We start from the raw sequence: 18,521 nt of genomic DNA on the forward strand, positions 1-18,521 counted from the left end.
CCCTAATGCGAAAAACTAGCGACGAATCATGCCGCGAGTATCAATGACATCCTTGCCCGCAAGAACCTTGGGGTCGAGATTCTTAAATTCGGAGTGGTCAACCAAAACCAAAATAATGTCCGCATCTTCAAGCGCTGCATGAAGATCGGTGAGCTCGGAGTTCTCCTTGCCATCGAATCGTGCTGGGAGAGCTTGTATGTTCGGTTCAACCACGCGGATTGGCTTGTCGGGGTACTGGTCAGTCAAACGATCCACAATATCGAGAGCTGGGGATTCTCGCAGATCATCGATGTCAGCCTTGAAAGCCAAACCAAGGGCAGCAATTGACGCGTCAGGTTTCCGTTCTACAGCCTCTGCCACCTTACCCAGCACAAACTCCGGCTTGGAGTCATTTGTCTCACGCGCTAAACGAATGAGTTTCGCCTGTTCCGGCACGGAGGACACAATGAACCACGGATCCACGGCGATACAGTGACCGCCCACCCCGGGGCCAGGGTTAAGAATGTTCACACGCGGATGATGGTTGGCCAGCTCGATCAGTTCCCAGACATCAATATCCAGTTTATCGCAGATGAGGGAGAGCTCATTCGCGAACGCGATATTAACGTCGCGGAAGGAATTCTCAGTCAACTTGGCCATCTCCGCCGTTGTTGCGTCAGTCATAAGCAACTCGGCGCTGCAAAAAGTCGCGTAGAGGTCGCGAGCCATCTCCGTACCGCGCGGAGTCAAACCACCGATCACGCGGTCGTTATTCTCCATCTCTTCCATGATCTGACCAGGCAATACGCGCTCTGGGCAGTGAGCGATGTAGATGGCGTTCTCGGCGTCCTCCTCCAGCGACAGGTCGGGCCGCTGCTGGATGATGTAGTCTGCCATCCACTTGGTGGTGCCGGGAGGAGAGGTCGATTCCAGAACGACAAGTGCACCAGGACGAAGATGCGACGTCATAGCGTCGATCGCCGAGGCGATGTACTTAGTATCGACCTCATGGTTGGATCCTTTGAACGGTGTTGGCACGCAAACTATGTACGCGTCAGCCGGAACCTGCTCTGCCTGGGCAACGAGCAGCTCCTTCTCCACTACATCGCGCAGAAGGCTATCGAAGCCCGGCTCGACGAATGGAACCTCACCCCGGTTGATCGAATCCACAAAGCGCTGGTTCACGTCAACGCCGGTGACTTTCACACCTTTTGAGGCGATGAACGCGGCCGTGGGCAGACCAATATATCCGAGTCCCACGACGCACACTGTGTCGAATGTGTAAGGAGTGCTTGACACTATTACCACCTTTGCTTCATTCAACAGGTTCTCTGTAACCTGTCCTTAACTAGGAAATCTTACCCCCCGGTTACCACCTGCATGGCTCGGGCTGGCCTAGGCTTGGGCAGACAACTGTGGATCAAATTCTGCCAGGCGTTCTCCCACTCCCGCCAGCGCGGCAATAGCCCCGACGGCTCGCTGAGCTGCATTTCCGTCGCCATAAGGATTCACCGCGTTGGCCATCGCCTTATAAGCGGCATCTTGGTCCATCAAATTCGATGCCTCGGCGACAATAAGACCACGGTTGGTACCCACCAGCTTCACAGTCCCAGCCACAACGGCTTCTGGTCTCTCAGTGTTGTCCCGCATCACTAGGACAGGTTTACCCAGGGAAGGAGCCTCCTCTTGGACTCCGCCGGAATCGGTGAGAACGAGGTAGGAACGATTCATCAATGCCGTGAACTGGTCGTAAGGGAGTGGATCCGTAATGATCACGTTGCCTAGGTGCTCCACCTCAGGCAGCACCTGCTCACGTACTTTCGGGTTCAGGTGCAACGGCAACGCAAAGATAACTTCGGGATATGCCCTTGCCAAGTCTTGAACCGCTCCACCGATCTCCGTCATTGCATCGAGATTCTCGCGACGGTGAGTGGTTACCAAAACCACCCGCTGGTCTGTGTCGGTCAGCGCTTGGAGGCGTTCGTCCTCGAATTTGACATTCCAGGTTGTGGAAATCTTGAGGGAATCGATGACCGTGTTGCCGGTGACCACGATGTCCTTTGAGCGCACGTTCTCGCGGCGCAGATTTTCCCTGGATTCACTCGTGGGTGCAAGATGCAGACTCGAGACTTGCCCGATGATCTTCCGGTTCGCCTCCTCGGGGAACGGAGAAAAAATATTCCCCGTTCGCAAACCTGCTTCAAGGTGAACGATCTTCACTCCCTGGTGGAACCCCGCTAAAGCTGCAGCCATTGCTGTGGACGTATCGCCCTGGGAAATGATCACATCAGGTTTCTCCTTGGAGATGATCTCATCCAACCCCGCAATTGCACGAGCAACTAGCTCGTTGAGACTCTGGCCGGGTTTCATGAGTCCGAGGTCATAGTCAGGAACGATGCCAAACCTGTTATTGACCTGCTCAAGCATCTCACGGTGCTGGCCTGTGGAAACAACGACCGCGTCGAATCGATCATCGTCATTTAGTGCGGTAATGACAGGCGCGACCTTGATTGCCTCTGGCCTCGTCCCATAGACAGTCATCACCTTCGGCTTTGATGAAATCACTGTGTCTCCTTGAAATTCAGCTGTATCGCACAGACTTTATAGGAACTGAGCGTTGCTGTCTCACCATGTCCGCTTCCCGCGCCTTGCCCTCGGCCCAGTACCGGTCCTGGGTGGCGATGTCGACGGTGCCCTCGGAGCCGTCGAAGAGGTACGGCGCCCGCGATTCCATCTTGGTCACGAACGCGTGCGCCACGTCCGCGAACGTGAATGCGCCGCGCTCGGCGGCAAGTTCGGCGTGGAAGAGGACTTGGAGGAGGACGTCGGCAAGCTCTTTCTTGAGCTCCTCATCGCCAGCCTGTTCCTCGATCGCCTGGGCTAGCTCCGCTGCTTCCTCTTTCAGGTACGGCAGCAGGCGTTCGTGCGTCATGGACTGCTCCCACTCCCCTCGCCCACGCGCGGTGTGCATGACGGCAACCGCGCGGGCGACGGGGTCGTCCAGGGAAGGGGCACGGACGGCGTCACCGCTGTCCTCGGTTGTCAGCGTCCACTTGGCACCGGGCACATACGGCCACACGCGCGCTTGCTCAGGGACCTCGGGCGTGTAGTCCACACCGCCTGCGAATTCCTTCGTAAGGTGCGCGGGCACCATGTCTGGCCAGCGGGGGTCGAGCACGAGCGTAGGCATGCATGAAACAATAGACGCCATGACGAACCAACTTTCAGAGGCGCTTGCCGCCGTCAACCCCAGCCACGCCGACGTCATGGAGCACTCCGTGACTTTCTCCCCGCTGCGCTGGAAGACCGGTTGGCCGCACCACCTGCGCCGCGTCCCGCCGTTCCGTGACGACGCCCGCGCCTCCATCACCCGCGCCGAGGTCTTCGACTTCGCCGGCGATGTCCGCGAGTCCGGCTACAACCGCGACCAGATCATCGACTTCCTCGGTGCCGCGTTCGGCTACCTGGCCGGGCAGAGCAACCAGGTGATGGAGCTGCAGGCGTTCCTGCGCAACAAGGGCAACGCCGCGAAGCTTTTGAACGCTATCCGCCAGACCGAGGGCAAGAACGCCGTTGACGCTTACGCTGTGCTGGCGGAGGCCGGCATTGCTCCGAAGGTCGCCTCCGCCATCGCCTACTTCCTCGCCGGCGAGCAGGCAGAGGGCGAGAGCGACAAGCCCGTGATCATCTGCAGCAACCGCGCGAAGATCGCAGGTCTCGAGTCCGACAGCGATTGGTCCGCCGAGGAGTACGGCGACTACCTCGCGCGCCTTCGCGAGGCCCGCGATGCACACGACGCGACGCTGGCGCTGGACTCCGTGGAGTACGCCGCGCGCGAGTTCGCGAACAAGTAGCGCCGATTACCGCTCCGCCGCGTGCGCCCGCAGCGCGCGGGTGTTGAGCTCCCGACGGGCCTGCTCCAGGGCCAGTAGGTCGGAGAACAGCGCGTTGTAGGCGGCCTCGTCGTCGGACGGGCGCATGCGCTGCAGCTGCGCCTTCAACTGGGCGATCTGGTCGCCCACCCGCGTTTCCTGCAGGCGCGAGAGCACCGCGTCGATGTAGACGTCCAAGTTGTCGGCGTTGATCGCCTCCACCGCCAGCTCGGAGACGAGGTTGCGGCCGGCCAAGTCCCGCATCCCGCCGGCCACAGATGCGATCCAGTTCGACCCCTCATGGTCGGCGATGCCGCCTGCCGCGGCCATCGCGTCGCGCACCTCCCGGTACGCCGCGTTGGTGAACGCGTCCGGGTTGATGCCGTCGAAGTAGCTGCCAGCTTTCTCCGGATACTGCAGCGCCGCTTTCAACGCCTCGCGCTGCGGCCAGAGCACCGGGTCGTTCGGCGCGGGCGCCACCAGCGCGTTTTGCCCAGTGGAACCACCGTCACCCCCAGCGCCCGCTGCCTTCCGCGCCGGCGTCTTCAGCGCGCCCTTCTTCGGCGCCTTCGCCGCCTCGCGCACCTGCGCCAGCACCTCGTCCGGGTTCGGCCAGCCAACCCACCCCGCGAGTCGGCGCGCGTACTCGTTGCGCAGGACTGGGTCGTGGATCTCCGCGACCATCGGCACCGTGCGGTTCAGCGCCTGGATGCGCCCCACCGGGGAGTCGAGCGAAAAGTCAGCGAGCGTGGACTCCAGCACGAACTCGATCATGGGCATTCGGCGCGCCACCAGATCGCGCACCGCCGCGTCGCCCCTTGCCTGCCGCAGGTCGCACGGGTCCATCCCGTCGGGCGCGATCGCGACGAAGGACTGGCCGGTGAACTCCAGGTCCGTTGAAAACGCGCGCATGGCCGCCTTCTGTCCGGCGTCGTCACCGTCGAAGGTGTAGATCAGCTCGCCGCGGAAGAAGTTGTCGTCGAGCATGAGCCGGCGGATCGTCTGCAGGTGGTCGCGGCCGAACGCGGTGCCGCACGAGGCGACGGCGGTTTGCACACCCGCGGCGTGCATTGCCATCACGTCCGTGTAGCCCTCCACCACCACGGCCTGGTGGCCCTCGGCAATATGCTTCTTCGCCAGATCGATCCCGAAGAGCACCTTCGACTTGTGGTACAGCAGCGTGTCCTGGGTGTTCATGTACTTGCCCATGGGATCGTCGTCGAACAGCTTGCGCGCGCCGAAGCCGATCACGTTGCCAGCCGCGTCCTTGATCGGCCAGATTAACCGCCGGCGGAACTTATCAATCGGCCCGCGCTTGCCCATGGAGCTGATACCCGCCTGCTGCAGTTCCTCGGCGTCGAAGCCCTTGCGCAGCAGGTGCTTCGTCAGCGTGTCCCACCCGTCCGGGGCGTACCCGCACTCGAAGTGGTAGATATGCTCGCGGCTAAACCCGCGGTTCAGCAAAAACTCGCGGCCCACCTGCGCCTCGGGGGTTTCTAGCTGCTCGCGGTAGAACTCGTGCGCTGCCTTGTTAATGGCTAACAGGCGCTGGCGCGTTCCTGGCTTCACGTCCCGCGCGCCGGTGGTGCCGCCCTGGTAGTTGATGCGGTAGCCGATTTGGTCGGCAACCGCCTCCACCGCCTCCGGGAAGGTCAGCTGCTCCATCTCCATGAGGAAGGTGAACACGTCGCCGCCCTTGCCGGTGGAGAAGCAGTGGAAGTACCCGCGCGCGGGGCGGACGTGGAAGGACGGCGTCTTCTCGTCCTTGAACGGCGACAGGCCCTTCATCGAGTCGTGGCCAGCGGGCTTGAGCTGCACGTACTCGCCGACGATCTCCTCGATCGCCGCGCGTTCACGGATCGCTTCAATGTCGCTCTCCGGAATTCTCCCCTTGGCCATGCGCCTAACGGTACAACCTCACCCCAACATCAGAAAGCACCGCTTCTACCCGCGCACTCTCGCCCGCAGGCAGCTGCCAATCGCGCACCACGAGCTGCTTCACCGCCCCCTCACGAATCAGGTCTGCCAGCCCGTCGAGGTTTGTGGGGGCATCGCGGGCGCCGTCAAGCACTGCCCTGGAGAGCGCTTGGAGCAGCTGGCTTATCGACGCCACCTTCCCCACCCCCACCGGATCCCACCGAGTACTGCCCATCGTTTTCCTACCTCGCAATCTCGCAGAACGATTCGTAGTGGTCGGCCGTGTAGTACCACTCGCGGCCTGCACCTTCGCCCCCGGTGATGATGCGGCGCGCGCCGCGGTGGTTCACACCAGGCGTGTCCACCGTGTACTCGCGGTAGTACCCCAAAGACTCCTCGGGCAGGTGGCCCTCATAGTTGCCGAAGCGCTGGTCGTCGTTTGCCGGGTACTTGTACGGCCCGCCGCGCTCGATCACCTCGATCGTCTCCTCGGCCTGCGCCGGCAGCCGCTCGCACGCCGGTATCTCGGTTTCCGTTTCAACCGGCGCCGCGCACCCCGCCACCAGCAGCGCTGCCGCCGCCAACACCCAGCCTTTCCGCATGTCGCACATCATAGGACCAACGTATGGGCGGACACACATAGCGGCATGTAGGTGCGGTGTCATACAATCCCAGTCACCCTATGATGCACACCACTTTTGAAGGAGGATTATGAGCGCGGTCGTACTGGCCCTTATCGGCCTAGGAATGATGGCACTCGGGTACCTGCTGTACTCGAAGTTTTTGGGGACCAGGGTCTACCAACTCTCGGACGCCTACACCACGCCCGCCCACACCATGGGAGACGGCGTGGACTACGTACCCACGAACAAGTACGTGCTGTGGGGCCACCACTTCACCTCCGTCGCGGGCGCCGCACCGATCATCGGCCCGGCCGTCGCCGTGATCTGGGGCTGGGTCCCCGCCTTCCTGTGGGTCACGCTCGGCACCGTCTTTTTTGCCGGCATGCACGACCTCGGAGCGCTCTGGGCCTCCCAGCGCCACCGCGGCCAGTCCATCGGCACGCTGTCGGGCCGCTACGTCGGCGCGCGCGGCCGCAACCTCTTCCTCGTGGTGATCTTCCTTCTGCTGCTCATGGTCAACGCGGCGTTCGCCGTGGTGATCTCGAACCTTCTGATCTCCACCCCGTCCGCGGTCATCCCGACCTGGGGCGCGATCGTCGTGGCGCTCTTGATCGGCCAAGCCATCTACCGCTTCAACTGGAACCTGCCGCTCGTCTCCCTCGTCGGTGTTGCCGCCCTCTACGGCCTGATGGTCTGGGGCGACCGCATGCCGCTGGCGCTTCCGGAGGTCATGCTCGGCATCCCGGACCGCGGCTGGTGGATCATCTTCCTGTTCACCTACGCGTTTATCGCCTCCCTTTTGCCGGTGTGGGTCCTGCTGCAACCGCGCGACTACATCAACGGCCTGCAGCTGTTTGTCGGCCTGTTCATCCTCTACGCCTCCTTCTTCATCGTCCGCCCGGAGATCGTCGCCCCCTCGCTTCGCGATGCTGTGCCGGACGGCACCCCCGGCATCTTCCCGCTTTTGTTCGTCACCATCGCCTGCGGCGCGATCTCCGGTTTCCACGGTGTGGTTGCCTCCGGCACCTCGTCCAAGCAGCTGGATAAGGAAACCGACGCTCGCTTCGTGGGCTACTTCGGCGCGGTCGGTGAGGGCCTGCTCGCGCTCGGTACCATCATCGCCACCACCGGCGGGTTTAAGACCATCGCCGACTGGGAGAACGTCTACAGCGAGTGGAACGCCGGCGGCGTCGACGCGTTTATCGCCGGCGGTGGCGCGCTGATGAATGAAGGCCTGGGCATCCCGACCTCCCTGTCCGCCACCATCCTCGCCACCATGGCCGTGCTGTTCGCCGCCACCACGATGGACTCCGGCGTGCGCCTGCAGCGCCTCGTCGTCGCCGAGATCGCCGAGCTCATGGGCATCAAGCTCTCCGGGCTTGTCGCAACCATCATCGCGGTCGGCTTCGCGCTTGCGTTGACCTTCTCCACCGGCCTCGACGGCTCCGGCGGCATGCTGATCTGGCCGCTGTTCGGCACCACCAACCAGCTCATGGCCGGCCTGACCCTGTCGATTCTGGCCATTATGCTCACCCAGCTGCGCCGCCCGACGTGGCCGATCCTCATCCCGCTGCTGTTCGTCACCGTCATGTCCCTGTGGGCCGCGATCCTGCAGCTGCGCACCCTGTGGGCCGCGCAGAACTGGCTGCTTCTGGTCATCGACATCGTCATCATCTGCTGCGCCATCTGGGTCATCGTGGAGGCGTTCACCGCGATCTCCAAGGCGCGGAGGGCACCGGCCGTTACCTGGCGCGACGACGAGACCATGCCGGGCGAGCACGCCGCGCAGCCAGCTAGCGTCTAAACCATGTGGGAGAAGATCAAGGCGTTCGGGGCCGGCCTCGACGAGTTCTACAAGGCCCCCTACCGCCGCGAGTTCGCCCGAGCCGCCCGCGAGGAGGACGACCTGTTCATGCTGCTCGTCGCATCGGAGATGCTGGGCATCCCCAACCCGGCGAGCTACTACACGCTCGAACTGCTCCCGCTGCTCTACAGCGACGTCCACGCCTGGCACACCCGCATGGGCATGGAGAAATCCCCCCTGGACGGTGTGCGATGCTGCTAACCACCGCGCCCGTCATGTTCTTCGGTGGCAAAGGCGGCGTGGGAAAAACAACCGTCTCCGCTGCAACGGCCGTGCGCTTGGCCGAGGCCGGCAAGCGCGTCCTGTTAGTCTCCACCGACCCGGCGCACAACTTAGGGCACGTGTGGGGCAGCACGCTTGCCGACGCCCCCGTCCACCTCGAGCCCAACCTCCACGGGATAGAACTCGACCCGGACAAAACCACCCAGCGGCACCTAGACACCGTGGCCGCGTCGATGCGCCACATGATGCCGGAGCGCCTCCACAGCGAGATCGACCGCCACATGGAGCTCTCCCGCCACTCCCCCGGTATGCACGAGGCCGCCATGCTCGAGCGCATTGCGGAGCTCGTGGCGGAGCTTACCGACAAGCGCGGTTACGACCACATCATCTTCGACACCGCGCCGTCCGGCCACACCTCGCGCCTGCTGGAACTTCCGGAGATCATGTCCGCCTACACCGGTGGACTGCTCGCGCGCCGCGAGGCCTCCGACACGTTTTCGCGCGCGGTGCGCGGGTTCGGGGGCAAGGGCGTCACCGACTCAAGCGCCACCGAGCGCCGTAATCAGCAGATTCGCGCGACGCTGCTTGCCCGCCAGCGCAAGTTCGAGGGCTTACGCGCAGTGCTGACCGACGCCCAGAAGTGCGTCTTCAACATCGTGCTCACCGCGGAGCGCCTGCCGGTGATGGAGTCGGCGGAGCTCTACCGCGACATCACCGCAAGCGGCATTCACGTCGGCGGGTTAGTCATCAACCGCCGCACGCCTGCCGGAGGGGAGGCGTTTTTGGAGACGCGGAGGGGCGTCGAAAAGCAAGCGCTCGAGCTCCTCGACAACCTGCTACCCGGGGTGAAGCGGGTGGAGCTGCCCTGGCTGCCGGGTGAGGTGGGGACGCGGGAGGCGCTGGGGGGCGTCGCCAAGCACCTGTAGCCCCTTAGCTGTAACCCCCGAACGCCGCGGCCTTCTTCGCGGCGCGCTCCAGGCGCGACTCGGTCATGGACGCGATCTGGTCCACGATGACGCGCTCGCGGGCAAGGTCCGTCTCGGCGGTGAGCCACCACTGCTGATACATCGTGTCGAGAGTGCCCGGCGCGCCCGCTGCAAGGTAGTCGTAGACGCGGAAGATGCGCTCGCGCTGGCGGTCCTGGCGCGGGGTGTGGGCGGGCAGGTCCATAACGTAGAGCACGGCGATGGTTTTGAGCAGCTTGACCTCGGATTCGATGTCGGCCGGGACCACCAGATCGCCGTGCATGCGGCCCAGCGGGGAGTCGTTTGCGTCAAGGGTCGCCTGCACCACCCCGCCGACGTAGCGCCCAACCAGCTCGCTGGTGAGCTGCTTGAGCTCCACCCATGACTGCAGCGTGTAGTTGAAGTCGGCTGCGCGGGAGATGGAGGGGAGGGATTGGAGGTGGGCGGCGGCGTCGATAAGCGAGCTCGGCGAGCCCCCGAACGCTGCCGCACCCTTGTCCGCCAGGGCGGCGAGCTCTACGAAGTCCCACAGGACTTTGAGCGAGATGCGCCCGGAGATGATGCCGTCCTCGACATCGTGGACGGAGTAGGCGATGTCGTCGGCGAAGTCCATGACCTGCGCCTCAATCGGCGGGCGGGCATCCGTGTGGCCCTTTCGCACCCAGGCCAGAAGCTCCGCGTCCTCGTCGTAGGCCGAGTACTTCTTGTTCACCGTGCCGTCTGCGTTGGTGCGCGTGCGGGGGTACTTGCACGCGGCGTCGAGGGCGGCGCGGGTGAGGTTGAGCCCGAAGCTTTCGGCGCCTATGACCACCTTCGGTTCCAGCCGGCTCAAAATCCGCAGTGTCTGGGCGTTGCCCTCGAAGCCGCAGTTGGACACCTCGTCCAGCGCGCGCTCGCCGTTGTGCCCGTACGGCGGGTGGCCGATGTCGTGGGAGAGACCCGCAAGCTCGCAGATGTCCGGGTCGAGGCCCAGGCCCTCGCCGATGCTGCGCGCAATCTGCGCCACCTCCAGCGAGTGGGTCAGCCGCGTGCGCGGGGTGTCGCCGTCCTGCGGGCCGACGACCTGCGTTTTGTCCGCGAGGCGGCGCAGCGCGGCCGAGTGCAGCACGCGCGCCCGGTCGCGGCTGAACGCGCCGCGAGTATCGGCGCCGGCCGCGATCTGGGAGCCCTTCTCCCCCTCTACCGCGCGGCGCTCGGCGTCCGCCGCGGTGTATTCGTACTTCTTCACGCCTTCCCAGCGTAGAGGCCAAGATGCGTGTTGGAGGTTGCGACTACCCTAGGAGGGCATGAAACACCGTTACCTCCGTGTCCTCCTTGCTGCCCCGGCGCTTGCCGCAGGTGTCGGCCTCGCCGCGGCACCCGTGGCCATGGCTTTAGCACCCGCTCACGCTGCTTCGGCGCCGGCCGAGTATGCCCAGGCCCAGGCGCCAGCTCAAGCCCCGGCTGTGTCGGGCCCGCGCCTGCTTACCCAACCCGTCACCGACGAGGCCGGCGTGCTGTCCACCGGCGACATTGCCAACATTGAAAGCGCGATCCAAAAGGTCAGCGCCGAGAAAGGCAAGTCGCTGCGCGTGATCTTCCTCGAGTCCTTCGGCGGTATGCAGCCGAGCGCCTGGGTGGAGCAGTCGATCAAGGCCAGCGGGCCGAACACCGCGGTGCTGGCGATCGCCCCGGAGGAGCGCTCCTACTACGTCAACGGCGGTGAGCAGTGGACCCAGAACGAGGTCGACGCCATGGATAGCGCCGCCTACGCCAAGCTGGCAGAGGAGGACTGGGCGGGCGCGGCCATCGCCGCGGCTGACGCTGCGGTCTCCGCTGGGAGCGGATCCGGCTCGGGCGGTTCTGGCGGCGGCGACGGCACAGGCGCCGGCTGGGTCGCCGGCGGCCTTGGCGTTGCGGCCCTTGCCGGCGGCGGCATCTACGCCGCGAACCGCCGCACCTCGCAGAAGACGCAGGCCAAGCAGATCGAGTCCGCCCGCGCGCTGGATCCGTCCGACACCGATTCGCTCGGCCGCCTGCCAACGCCGACGCTTGAGCAGGTCGCGCGCGACGCGCTGGTCTCGGCCGACGAGTCGATCACGCAGGGCAAGGAGGAGCTGCGCCTGGCCACCAGCGAATTCGGCCCCGAACGTGTGCGCCCGTTCACCGCGGCGATGAACACGGCGACCTCCACGCTGCAGCGCGCGTTTTCAACCCACCAGAAGCTCTACGACGCGATCCCCGAGACCGAGCCCGAAAAGCGTGCGATGCTGGTGGACATCATTTCGTCTTCCGGCCAGGCCGAGCAGGCGCTGCGCGACAAGACGGCCGAGTTCAACGAGATGCGCGGCGTGCTCATGCGCGCGCCCGAGGAGGTGGATAACGTCCGCCAGCGCACCGTGGACATCCGCGCGCGCCTCGAGCCCGCGCAGCAAACACTGAACGATCTGCGTGAGCGCTACTCCGAGGACATGCTCCACTCCATCGCCGACAACGTCGACATCGCCTCGGCCTCCCTCGACGAGGCGGAGAAGCACTTGGACGAGGCAAGCTCCATCGCACGGCAGTCGGCGGGCAGGCAGGGCTCGCTTATCGACGTCCTGTCAGCCGCCACCCGCGCCGTCGACATCTCCGACACCAACTTGGCCGCCATCGAGCACGCCGAGGACAACATCCGTCAAGCTCAGACAAACCTGCCGGCCATCAAGGCCGAGATCGAGGACGAGCTGCGCGAGATCGAGCAGGTCAAGGCCGCAACGCAGCAGGGCGCGCGCATCGACGTCGCCGCCCTAGACAACGTCGCCGCCGCCGCCCGCCAGGTGCTCGCCACCGTCCCGGCCCGCGCCGATCGCGACCCGCTGTCCCTCTACACGGACTTAACGGACGTGGACGCGCGCATTGACGAGCAGCTGGCGATTGCCAAGGGCGCCGCCGGCGACCAGACCCGTTCCCTGCAGCTGTTCGACCAGCAAATGCGTGTCGCCACCGCCCAGATCCAGTCCGCGGAAGACCTGATCCGCTCCCGCGGCCGCATCATCGGCTCGCACGCGCGCACCTTACTTGCAGAGGCCAAGCGCCAGTACGCCCAGGCTCACCAGCTGCGCGTGCGCGACACTCGCCAGGCAATCGACTTCGCCCGCGCCGCAACCGAGACGGCGCGCCGCGCGGCGAAGGCAGCGAGCGACGACATAGACCGCTACCGCGCGGCGCAGAACCGCCAGACCGCGAACAACGTAGCGCAGGCCGTGCTGTGGGGCTCGATCCTCTCCGGCGGCTTCGGCGGTGGTGGCGGCTACGGCGGCGGCACCATGGGCGGCGGTTTCTCCGGCGGTGGCGGCGGCCCGGCCGGCCGCGGCGGCACGTTCTAGTAGCGGGTGTTATTCACGGGGGTGTCGACAAGCAGCAGCCCCCTCGCGATGAACTCCAGGTCAGCGCGCTCCTCGGCGCTCGCCACCCGGGTTTCCAGCTCGATCTCGCCGCTCGGGCGCGCGAGCGTGACACCGACGAGGTTGCCGGCCGCGTCGGTTATCTCGCGGCGCTTGCGCAACAGGCCCCCTCCCGCGCGACGCACGCTATAGGTGCGGCCGGCGCACTCGGCCTCGTAGTGCGAGACGGTTAGGCCCCGTTTGGTGAGTCGGTAGGTGCGCCCGTCCGCGGCCACGGCGCGGATGTCGGCCGGGTTGTCGGAGGTGAAGCGCAGCGGTTCCCGCGTCACAGGAAGAACACCAGGACTGCGACGGCGGAGAACAGCGTCAGCGCGGCAATCAGCGCGTTCGCCGAGGCGGTCTGGCGAGACTCCATCACGCTGCGCGAGAGCCAGGCGAGCGCCGCGACATCCGTCAGCGGCAGGGCGGTGTCACCTTCGAACTCGAGGATCGCCTTGCGCACGCCCGAGTTCGCGCGGGAGAACTGCGCGACCTTTTCGCCGGCGGCGTCGTCGATGACCCAGTTGTTGGACGTCTCCTTGACCAGCGTGTAGCCGCGGCCCTCCACGTCCACGCGGACCTCGTCGCCGCGGCGCAGCGAGTCGAACGCCCGCACGATCTCCTCGCCGCCGCGCGTGGCCACCGCCCCAGATTCAGGCGAGACCGCTAGGTCCCAGATCTCCCCGCCCACGCTCGCGCGGTCGGTGCGGAACACGCCGAGCACATCCGGACCCGCCTCGGCGAGCAGCTTCGGCGCGTCGCGCTCGGTGCGGTCCCAGCTGACGTAGTGCATCGCTATTGCAACCCCGGCTTAGCAGCCGATCAGGCGGGCCGCCAGGTAGGACTCGAGCTCCGCAAGCGGCACACGCTCCTGCTCCATGGTGTCGCGCTCGCGGACGGTCACCGCGCCGTCTTCAAGCGAATCGAAATCGTAAGTCACGCAGAACGGCGTGCCGATCTCGTCCTGACGGCGGTAGCGGCGGCCGATCGCGCCGGAGGTGTCGTAATCGACGTTCCAGTGCGCGCGCAGGGTGTCCGCTAGCTCCTCCGCCGGGCCGGAGAGTTCCGGCTTCTTCGACAGCGGCAGCACCGCAACCTTCACCGGCGCGAGGCGGCGGTCAAGGCGCAGCACGACGCGGGTATCGGTGCCGCCCTTGGCGTTGGGGGCTTCCTCTTCGTCGTACGCGTCGATGAGGAACGCCATCATCGCGCGGCCGAGACCCGCAGCCGGCTCGATGCAGTACGGGATCCAGCGCTCGTTCGCCTCCTGGTCGAAGAAGCTCAAGTCCTCGGCCGAGGCCTCGGCGTGCGTCTTCAGGTCGTAGTCTGTGCGGTTGGCCACGCCCTCGAGCTCGCCCCACTTGGAGCCGGTGAAGCCGAAGGCGTACTCGATGTCCACGGTGCGCTTGGAGTAGTGGCTGAGCTTCTCCTTCGGGTGCTCGTACAAGCGCAGGTTCTCCGGGTCGATGCCCAGGTCGATGTACCACTGGTGGCGGTTGTCAATCCAGTACTGGTGCCACTGCTCGTCCTCGCCGGGTTTGACGAAGAACTCCATCTCCATCTGCTCAAACTCGCGGGTGCGGAAAATGAAGTTGCCCGGGGTGATTTCGTTGCGGAAGCTCTTGCCAATGTTGGCGATGCCAAACGGGGGCTTCATGCGCGCAGACGTCATCACATTCTTGAAGTTCACGAAAATACCCTGAGCCGTCTCGGGGCGCATGTAGTGCAGCCCCTCCTTGTCATCCACCGGGCCCAGGTAGGTCTTCATAAGCCCGGAGAACTCTCGCGGCTCGGTCCACTTGCCCGGCTGGCCCGTCTCCGGGTCCGGGATGTCCGCGAAACCGTTGACCGGCGGGTGGCCGTGCTTCTCCTCGTACGCCTCGAGCAGGTGGTCGGCGCGGTAGCGCTTGTGCGTGTGCAGTGACTCCACCAGCGGGTCAGTGAACACCTCGACGTGGCCGGAGGCCTCCCACACCTGGCGCGGCAGGATGATGGAGGTGTCCACGCCGACGGTGTCGCGGCGCGACTGCACCATGTGGCGCCACCACTGGCGCTTCAGGTTTTCTTTCAACTCCACGCCGAGCGGGCCGTAGTCCCATGCGGAGCGGGTGCCACCGTAAATTTCGCCAGCGGGGTAGACCAAGCCACGGCGCTTGCACAGGTTAACTACGGTATCGATCTTATTCGCGGGCACTGGCTCCAAAGCCTCCTCTTGGCAGTGATCAAGTAACGTGCTCAGTCTAGCGAAGCGGGTAGACCCACGAACGACCACGGTGAGGAATGCTTTTCGCTATTTTCTAACTATGAGCGTTCGACGACAGCTGGACGCGCGGGAGATCGAGCTCACCGCGCAGCTGCTGAGCGCCTTGGACTCCGAGCTACGACTGAGTTTGCTGTTCCTGCTTAACCGCGACGCCCGCGTCGTCCACCAACTCGTCACCGAGCTAGGAAAATCGCAGCCGTTGATAAGCCAGCACCTGCGCGTGCTCAAAGCCGCGGGGCTGGTCACGTCTCGCCGCACAGGTCGTGAGGTGGTGTACTCGCTGGCGCAGCCAGGCATCGTCGATGTCATTATGGAGCTCGCCACCTACGCCTCCCCCGGCGCGAGCGCGTTCTCATCCGTTTCCGCGACCATGTCGTCGGCCTCGGCGGTGGCGATCATCGAGCCGCCGATGCACCCGCGTCCAGGCGAGGACCCAGGCCTCTACCCGCAGACACCAAAGCCGCAGCGGGACTAAGCTCGCCGCTTATGGACGTCCCCAAACTCGGCCCCCGCACCACCCGCCAGCGCACCGCCGTCGTGGAAACGCTCCAAGCCATCGACCGCTTCGCGTCCGCGAAGACCATCCACCAAGAGCTGGAAGCCCGCGGAGAGAAGGTGGGGCTGACCACCGTCTACCGCACACTGCAGTCGCTGGCGGAGAAGGAAGCCGTGGACGTTTTGCAAACGCCTGAGGGCGAAACGCTCTACCGCCACTGCCTCACCGAGCACCACCATCACCACCTCGTGTGCACCAAGTGCGGGCGCAGCGAGGAAGTCGAAGGCGGGCCCGTGGAGAGGTGGGCGGAGCTCGTCGCCGCGCGCTACGGCTACAACCTCGTCGGCCACGACGCCGAGATCTACGGCGTGTGCCGCGCCTGCCAGGCCCCTTAGCGCTGACCAGCGCTAAGGGGCAAATTTGTCCACAGCGCCGCCGAAGCGACGGTCGCGCTTGGCGTACTCCAGCACAGCGTCGTACATGTGCTGCGGCGTAAAGTCCGGAAACAGCGTGTCCTGGTAGACCATCTCCGCGTACGCCGATTGCCAGAGCAGGAAGTTCGACGTCCGCTTCTCCCCCGACGGGCGCAGGAACAGATCCACGTCCGGCATGTCGGGCCGGTAGAGGTAGCGCGACAGCGTCTCCTCGGTGACGTCGCCGGGGTGCAGGCGGCCCTCGTTGGCGTCTTTGATCATGGACCGGGTGGCGTCGACAAGCTCTGCCCTACCGCCGTAATTGATGCACATCGCGAGTGTGACACCGGTGTTGTCGCGGGTCAGCTCTTCGGCTTCCTCGAGCTCGCGCAGCACCGAGCGCCATAGCCGCGGCCTGCGTCCCGCCCACACGATGCGCACGTTCTTCTCGTGGAGCTCGTCGCGGTGTCGGCGCAGCACGTCGCGGGAAAACCCCATGAGGAAGCGCACCTCAGAGTGGGAGCGGCGCCAGTTCTCGGTGGAAAACGCGTACGCCGACAGCCACTCCACATGCCCCAGCGCGATGCACGCGTCGACGCAATCCATCAGCACACTCTCGCCGCGGCGGTGGCCTTCGGTGCGCGGCAACCCGCGCTCCTGCGCCCACCGGCCGTTGCCGTCCATCACAAGCGCGATGTGCTTGGGAATGAACTCGGGGTCAATCTGCGGCGGGGCGGGAAACGTCATGCCACCCATTATTACGCCTGCTCCATGATGCGAAGCGACTTCAGCCCCGATTCCACGTTGTACTGCAGATGCGCCACCGTGAGCCGGTGGACCACGGCGGTAAGGGCGGCATCGTCCGCGGGCAGCGGGTGGCCTCCCCGGATCAACCACATCGCGTGCAGCGCCTCCGGGTCCACGTCCGCTGATCCGCGCGGGCGGCACTCAGCGCACACCGCGCCGCCCACAGCCGCGTTAAACGCGCGGTGCGGGCCCGGCGCGCCGCAGTTCGCGCAGTCGAACAGGCTTAAGCCCCAGCCGGCGTGCTCGGTGGCGCGCAGGATGAACGCGTCGAGCACCACTGTCGGCGTTTCCTCCCCCGCGCGGATGCGGCCCAGGGCCTCTGCGACGAGGTCGAAGAGCTCGGGATCGGCCTCTTCGTAAGCCAGTTTCTCGGCGGTTTCCATCACGGCGCAGGCAGCGGTGTAGCGGTCGAAATCATCGGTGATGGTGTGCCCGAAGTAGGCGACGGTGTCGGCTGAGGTGATCGTCGATAAGCCTGATGCCCTTTTTGGCGGGTAGATCTGCGCGTCGATCTCCACGAAGGGCTGGAGCCTGGAGCCGAAGCGGGACTTGGCTTTGCGCACGCCTTTGGCCACGCCGCGCACCAGGCCGTGGGTGCGCGTGAGCAAGACGATGACGCGGTCAGCCTCGGCGAAGTCGTACGTGCGGACGACGAAGGCGCGGTCGCGGAAGGGGTTAGAAGCCAAGTCGGCCGAGCGCCTTCGGGTCGGACTGCCAGTTCTTCAGCACTTTGATGCGCAGGTCGAGGTAGACGTTGTGGCCGATAAGCTCCATGATCTGCTGGCGCGAGCGGTGCGTGATGCCGCTCAAACGCCGCCCATCTGGGCCCTCGAGGATCTTCTTCTGGCCCGGGCGCTCGAGGTAGATCACGGCGTAGATCATCATGCGCTTGGGATCGCGCTCGTCGGCTTCGTCGACGTGCATCTCGTCGATCCGCACAGCCACCGAGTGCGGCAGCTCCTCGCGCAGGCCCTGCAGCGCTTCTTCGCGGATCAGCTCGGCGATGCGGGTTTCCATGTCCTCGTCGGTGACGTCGCCCTCCGGGTAGAAGCGCGGGCCTTCGGGCAGCTGGGACACCAGCACGTCAAGCAGCACGTCGAGCTGCACCTGCTCCGTGGCGGAGACGGGCACGACCTCGGAGTCCTCGCCCAGCATCTCGTGCAGCTCGATGAGGCGCTCGCCGACGACGTCTTTTGCCACCTTGTCCAGCTTGGTCACAATGCCCACCACTGGCGCGTTCGGTTTGACGGCCCGGATCTGCTCGAAGATGAAGCGGTCGCCCGGGCCGAGCTTTTCGTCCGCCGGCACGGTAAACCCGATGACGTCGACGTCGGCGTAGGTGTCCTTCACCACGTCGTTGAGCCGCTCGCCCAAAAGCGTGCGCGGGCGGTGGATGCCCGGGGTGTCCACGATGATTACCTGCGCGTCATCGCGGTTGACAATGCCGCGGATCGGGTGGCGGGTGGTCTCCGGCTGGTCCGCCATAATCGCGATCTTCTCGCCCACCAGCGCGTTGGTCAGCGTCGACTTGCCCGTGTTCGGCCGGCCCACGAACCCGACGAACCCGGAGCGGAAGCCGTCGGGCGTGTCGGTGAACCCTGCGTAATCCGCAGGTGCGCTCGCGTTCGCCTCGGCGGGCAGGTCGTCGAAGTCGGGGAAGTCCGGGAAATCGCTCATGGACACCAAGTCTACTTGG

20 protein-coding genes are annotated in these 18,521 nt (G+C 65.2%); 7 read left to right on the top strand and 13 right to left on the bottom strand.

Going from position 1 to position 18,521, the window contains the following annotated elements; translation table 11 throughout:
• Positions 1-15: 15 nt before the first annotated feature.
• From wecC to V6D40_RS06225, 3 genes are all read right to left on the bottom strand, one after another.
• Positions 16-1,278 carry a UDP-N-acetyl-D-mannosamine dehydrogenase gene (gene wecC / locus V6D40_RS06215; RefSeq protein WP_334289498.1) on the bottom strand — a complete coding sequence of 421 codons (1,263 nt, stop codon included), beginning with the start codon at positions 1,276-1,278 and terminating at the stop codon, positions 16-18.
• Between the two features lie 96 nt (positions 1,279-1,374).
• Entirely contained in the window at positions 1,375-2,520 is a 1,146-nt protein-coding gene (wecB, locus tag V6D40_RS06220) for a non-hydrolyzing UDP-N-acetylglucosamine 2-epimerase (RefSeq protein WP_334289647.1), read from the bottom strand.
• 40 nt (positions 2,521-2,560) lie between these two features.
• Complete coding sequence (locus tag V6D40_RS06225) at positions 2,561-3,169, bottom strand: MazG nucleotide pyrophosphohydrolase domain-containing protein (protein WP_334289499.1); 609 nt, start codon at positions 3,167-3,169, stop codon at positions 2,561-2,563.
• Positions 3,170-3,188: 19 nt separating this feature from the next.
• On the opposite strand from V6D40_RS06225, the gene V6D40_RS06230 reads away from it, so the two are divergent.
• Positions 3,189-3,833, top strand: a complete 645-nt coding sequence (locus V6D40_RS06230; protein ID WP_334289500.1) for an 8-oxoguanine DNA glycosylase OGG fold protein — start codon at positions 3,189-3,191, stop codon at positions 3,831-3,833.
• A 6-nt stretch (positions 3,834-3,839) separates the two neighbouring features.
• Here V6D40_RS06230 and dnaG read toward each other — a convergent pair whose 3' ends face one another.
• Genes dnaG through V6D40_RS06245 form a run of 3 tightly spaced genes read right to left on the bottom strand, consistent with a single transcriptional unit; the run spans position 3,840 to position 6,370 of the window.
• Positions 3,840-5,750 (bottom strand): DNA primase, encoded by a 1,911-nt coding sequence (dnaG, locus tag V6D40_RS06235; protein ID WP_334289501.1) that lies wholly within the window; start codon positions 5,748-5,750, stop codon positions 3,840-3,842.
• 4 nt (positions 5,751-5,754) lie between these two features.
• On the bottom strand, positions 5,755-6,003 hold the full coding sequence (locus tag V6D40_RS06240; protein ID WP_334289502.1) for a hypothetical protein: 249 nt from the start codon (positions 6,001-6,003) through the stop codon (positions 5,755-5,757).
• A gap of 7 nt (positions 6,004-6,010) precedes the next feature.
• On the bottom strand, positions 6,011-6,370 hold the full coding sequence (locus V6D40_RS06245; RefSeq protein ID WP_334289503.1) for a ribonuclease domain-containing protein: 360 nt from the start codon (positions 6,368-6,370) through the stop codon (positions 6,011-6,013).
• Positions 6,371-6,479: 109 nt separating this feature from the next.
• Here V6D40_RS06245 and V6D40_RS06250 point away from each other — a divergent pair, with 109 nt between their 5' ends.
• From V6D40_RS06250 to V6D40_RS06260, 3 genes are read left to right on the top strand one after another with little or no spacing between them, the layout of a single operon-like run.
• Positions 6,480-8,195 (top strand): carbon starvation CstA family protein, encoded by a 1,716-nt coding sequence (locus tag V6D40_RS06250; protein WP_334289504.1) that lies wholly within the window; start codon positions 6,480-6,482, stop codon positions 8,193-8,195.
• Positions 8,196-8,198: 3 nt separating this feature from the next.
• Positions 8,199-8,456: a cory-CC-star protein gene (locus V6D40_RS06255; RefSeq protein WP_334289505.1), complete on the top strand. Its 258-nt coding sequence runs from the start codon at positions 8,199-8,201 to the stop codon at positions 8,454-8,456.
• Complete coding sequence (locus tag V6D40_RS06260) at positions 8,447-9,403, top strand: ArsA family ATPase (RefSeq protein WP_334289506.1); 957 nt, start codon at positions 8,447-8,449, stop codon at positions 9,401-9,403. The genes V6D40_RS06255 and V6D40_RS06260 overlap by 10 nt, the downstream gene beginning before the upstream one ends.
• 4 nt (positions 9,404-9,407) lie before the next feature.
• On the opposite strand, the gene V6D40_RS06265 is transcribed toward V6D40_RS06260, so the two are convergent.
• Positions 9,408-10,670 carry a deoxyguanosinetriphosphate triphosphohydrolase gene (locus V6D40_RS06265; protein WP_334289507.1) on the bottom strand — a complete coding sequence of 421 codons (1,263 nt, stop codon included), beginning with the start codon at positions 10,668-10,670 and terminating at the stop codon, positions 9,408-9,410.
• A gap of 58 nt (positions 10,671-10,728) precedes the next feature.
• Here V6D40_RS06265 and V6D40_RS06270 point away from each other — a divergent pair, with 58 nt between their 5' ends.
• Entirely contained in the window at positions 10,729-12,789 is a 2,061-nt protein-coding gene (locus V6D40_RS06270) for a TPM domain-containing protein (protein ID WP_334289508.1), read from the top strand.
• Here V6D40_RS06270 and V6D40_RS06275 read toward each other — a convergent pair.
• Genes V6D40_RS06275 through V6D40_RS06285 form a run of 3 tightly spaced genes read right to left on the bottom strand, consistent with a single transcriptional unit; the run spans position 12,786 to position 15,040 of the window.
• Entirely contained in the window at positions 12,786-13,136 is a 351-nt protein-coding gene (locus V6D40_RS06275) for a hypothetical protein (RefSeq protein WP_334289509.1), read from the bottom strand. The two genes, V6D40_RS06270 and V6D40_RS06275, sit on opposite strands and share 4 nt — an antisense overlap.
• Complete coding sequence (locus tag V6D40_RS06280; RefSeq protein WP_334289510.1) at positions 13,133-13,639, bottom strand: hypothetical protein; 507 nt, start codon at positions 13,637-13,639, stop codon at positions 13,133-13,135. Before V6D40_RS06280 ends, V6D40_RS06275 begins: the two co-directional genes overlap by 4 nt.
• An 18-nt stretch (positions 13,640-13,657) precedes the next feature.
• Positions 13,658-15,040: a glycine--tRNA ligase gene (locus tag V6D40_RS06285; RefSeq protein ID WP_334289511.1), complete on the bottom strand. Its 1,383-nt coding sequence runs from the start codon at positions 15,038-15,040 to the stop codon at positions 13,658-13,660.
• Positions 15,041-15,149: 109 nt separating this feature from the next.
• Here V6D40_RS06285 and V6D40_RS06290 point away from each other — a divergent pair, with 109 nt between their 5' ends.
• The gene (locus tag V6D40_RS06290) at positions 15,150-15,584 is read left to right on the top strand and encodes an ArsR/SmtB family transcription factor (RefSeq protein WP_334289512.1); all 435 of its coding nucleotides are present in this window, start codon (positions 15,150-15,152) and stop codon (positions 15,582-15,584) included.
• 11 nt (positions 15,585-15,595) lie between these two features.
• Entirely contained in the window at positions 15,596-16,000 is a 405-nt protein-coding gene (locus V6D40_RS06295; RefSeq protein WP_334289513.1) for a Fur family transcriptional regulator, read from the top strand.
• A 12-nt stretch (positions 16,001-16,012) separates the two neighbouring features.
• Here the strand turns inward: V6D40_RS06295 and V6D40_RS06300 are convergent, their stop codons facing one another.
• From V6D40_RS06300 to era, 3 genes are read right to left on the bottom strand one after another with little or no spacing between them, the layout of a single operon-like run.
• Positions 16,013-16,765 carry an isoprenyl transferase gene (locus V6D40_RS06300; protein WP_334289514.1) on the bottom strand — a complete coding sequence of 251 codons (753 nt, stop codon included), beginning with the start codon at positions 16,763-16,765 and terminating at the stop codon, positions 16,013-16,015.
• A gap of 11 nt (positions 16,766-16,776) precedes the next feature.
• Positions 16,777-17,511, bottom strand: coding sequence for a DNA repair protein RecO (recO, locus tag V6D40_RS06305; protein WP_334289515.1), 735 nt, complete (start codon positions 17,509-17,511; stop codon positions 16,777-16,779).
• Complete coding sequence (era, locus tag V6D40_RS06310; protein ID WP_334289516.1) at positions 17,501-18,502, bottom strand: GTPase Era; 1,002 nt, start codon at positions 18,500-18,502, stop codon at positions 17,501-17,503. Before era ends, recO begins: the two co-directional genes overlap by 11 nt.
• Positions 18,503-18,521 lie beyond the last annotated feature (19 nt).

This window comes from Corynebacterium sp. Marseille-Q4381, assembly GCF_036881695.1.
In the GTDB taxonomy this organism is placed as follows: Bacteria; Actinomycetota; Actinomycetes; order Mycobacteriales; family Mycobacteriaceae; genus Corynebacterium.